The organism is uncultured Mucilaginibacter sp., assembly GCF_903913935.1.
GTDB lineage: Bacteria > Bacteroidota > Bacteroidia > Sphingobacteriales > Sphingobacteriaceae > Mucilaginibacter.
This window is the reverse complement of record NZ_CAIWNH010000460.1, coordinates 1-3006: the sequence shown is the minus strand read 5'-3', so window position 1 is coordinate 3006 and position 3006 is coordinate 1. Positions and strand designations below refer to the sequence as shown.

General features: G+C 43.0%; 3 protein-coding genes. 1 reads left to right on the top strand and 2 read right to left on the bottom strand.

Annotated elements, in window-relative coordinates:
* Nucleotides 1-100 precede the first annotated feature (100 nt).
* Nucleotides 101-955, top strand: coding sequence for a hypothetical protein (locus QZY09_RS18390; RefSeq protein WP_295674724.1), 855 nt, complete (start codon nt 101-103; stop codon nt 953-955).
* A 106-nt stretch (nt 956-1061) separates the two neighbouring features.
* On the opposite strand, the gene pyrH is transcribed toward QZY09_RS18390, so the two are convergent.
* Nucleotides 1062-1769, bottom strand: a complete 708-nt coding sequence (gene pyrH / locus QZY09_RS18385) for a UMP kinase (protein WP_295674723.1) — start codon at nt 1767-1769, stop codon at nt 1062-1064.
* Between the two features lie 116 nt (nt 1770-1885).
* Nucleotides 1886-3006: N-acetylglucosamine-6-phosphate deacetylase (nagA, locus tag QZY09_RS18380; RefSeq protein ID WP_295674722.1), on the bottom strand; the 1121-nt coding region annotated here is incomplete at its 5' end.

Genomic DNA, 3006 nt, shown 5'->3' with positions numbered 1-3006 from the left:
TCTATATTGAAATCAAATAAATAGTGTTTATCTTGACATTGATTTTAAACGCCTGTTTGCCTTGAAGAATTTTCTCATACTTGTCCTGTTTTTGTTTATTGTGACAGCTTCATCCGGCCAATCAAAATCCAATGATTATAATTTAACGTTGGATTTTGGGCCATCATTTATGAGTGCAAGCGAGGTGAGCATTCAGGCTAAAGGAGATTCCTGTTTTCTGAATATTCGGGTTTATAGAAATTACAAGACCAAGGAAACCTCATTTGAAAATAAAGCCGTTATTCCTGCCAATAAAACAACAGCATTAACGACCTTCCTTAAGACTTATAAATTTCAAATTAAGAGTAATATTGATACAATCGGCTCTAATAAAGAGTTGGTTGGTGGCGATTCGGTTTTAGTTTACAGTGTCAGTATGGGGTCTGATGGCATTGATGTCAGCGGTTATTTCAACCAGAACGCCATAACGCATAAATTTGCATTTTGGTCGCCTCGTAAAGGAACTGAAAATGCTAAATTGATGGTTATCCTGTTTGATTTGCTCGATAGTACATTTACTGAGCAAAAGATGATCAATTATGTTGAACAACTGGAACAATATTTCCCCCATCAATTAGGGCTAAAAAAGCTTTCGGATCAGCCGTTGATTTATAAGCTTTTTGGTAGTATTTCCTCCGATGAAGCAGATGAATTCTATGATTTCTTAGACAAATTACCATCGCACCAAAAAGTAATAATCGACATGTCGAACTTTTCCGGGATGGGAACTATGTTTTACGATGCATTTGACGAGTTTCATATAAACAGAAAGAATGTTTATTGGCTTAATCCAACTTCTCAGGCATTAATTAACTTAAATAAATTAGGTATCCAGAACCGTAAGATAATCAAAAACAAAAAGTTAGTAAAAACCAAAAAGGATGGCAGAGATGTGTTTTCTTTAGAGGACGATTAATTATCAGTATTAGTCAAGGATTACACCTATCGTAGCATCCAGCTACAAATAAAAAGCCGCTCTACCTTCGCAGGAGCGGCCTTGCAACCTTAGGTGCAATAAATATTTATTCCTTCACCAGCGTCCCAATCGGTTCGCCCAAAGCAATTTTCATAAAATTTCCTGGTTTGTTCATATCAAAAACAATAATGGGCAGCTTGTTTTCCTGGCAAAGGGTAATGGCGGTCATGTCCATTACATTAAGGCCTTTGTCGTAAACTTCCTGGTAGGTGATGTTTTCGTAACGGGTGGCCGAAGGGTCTTTTTCAGGATCAGCGGTGTAGATGCCGTCAACGCGGGTGCCTTTTAGTACTACATCGGCTTTTATTTCGATAGCGCGCAGGGATGCGGCAGTATCCGTAGTAAAATAAGGGTTACCGGTGCCGGCGCCGAAGATCACAATTTTGCGTTCTTCCAAATGGTGCATCGCACGGCGGCGGATGTAGGGCTCGCAGATCTGCTCCATTTTAATGGCCGATTGCAGGCGCGTTTCAACCCCAATACTTTCCAATGCGTTTTGCAGCGCCATACAGTTGATTACGCTAGCCAGCATGCCCATATAATCGGCCTGGGCGCGGTCCATACCCGATTTCTCGGCGCTCAGGCCGCGGAAGATATTTCCGCCACCAACCACAATGGCCATTTCTATGCCCTTATCATGCACATCCTTAATGTCATGTGCATACTGTAAAACCTGTTTGTTATCAATTCCGTATTGCTTGTCGCCCATCAGCGACTCTCCGCTAAGTTTTAAAAGGATCCTTTTATATGTCATGAGGTCGTTTTGTCAAAAATAGAGAAATATGTTCAGTGTTAAAATTTTATGTCAGATTTGTTAAGTAATACACAAACCTGCCTGCCGGCAAGTTGCACGAATTTTTTCGGATTACACTAATTACCCGGGATCAATATTCCTTTGAAAATAGTGCTTTGTACATCGAAGTTATCATTAAAAACGATCATATCCGCATCGCAGCCGGGTGCTATCATTCCTTTCTTATCCATTTTAGCTAATTGCGCCGGGTATAACGAAGCCATATTAATAGCTTCGGCAAGGGAAATGCCAACGTGTTCCACGCAGTTTTGTACAGCTTTTAACATCGTAAGGCAGGAGCCGGATAGGGTGCCGTCAGGCATTACAAAGCGGTCGCCGGTAAACTGGTGCTGGTAGGTCCCTTTTGAAGCGGCAGTAACCCTGTCGGTTATCAAAAACAGCTTATCGCCCAGTTCGCGTTTGGCCAGGCGCACCATGGCAAAATCAACATGAATCCCATCGTTTACAATGCTGGTGTATGGCCGCTCCTCAAAAATTGCAGGGATGTAGCCAGGGTCCCGGTGGTGCATTTGGGGCATGGCATTAAATAAATGGGTAACAGCCGGGATGGGTTTATTTAAAAACGACTTGCCCTCGGCGTAGCTGGCATTGCTGTGGCCGGATGACAGGATAACCCCATGATCGTGCAGGTAATTTATCACTTCCTGGTCCTGCAGTTCAGGCGCAATGGTCATCATTTTGATTACCCCGTCCGCACTTTCTATCCAGCGCTGCACTTCGGCAAGCGTGCCTTTTTTAATCAGTTTGGCAGGGTGCGCACCCTTTTTAATAGGGTTAAGATACGGGCCTTCCAGGTGTAATCCCCAAAAGCTCCCTTTGCAGGTTTCACGGTAAATTTTCGCCGATTCAATGCCTTTTTCTACAATCTCATTAGTGTTGGTGCCTATTGTTGCAAAAAAGCCGGTGGTACCTTCGCTTAACAGGTCCGATTCCATGCGTTCCAGTGCATCAATTTCCGGTTCGCCCGCAAATAGTTTGCCGCCGCTGCCATAAATCTGGAGGTCGATAAGTCCAGGAGCAAGAAATGCATTTTTGAGATCAGTTTTGTGGGCCTGTTCAGGAATGGAATATTCCGGAACGATGTCAATGACCTGGCCATTGCTGATCAGTACAGCTTTGCCATGGCTGATGTTGCCATCAGTAATGAGTTGAAGGTTGTGGAGTGCAGTTATCATAT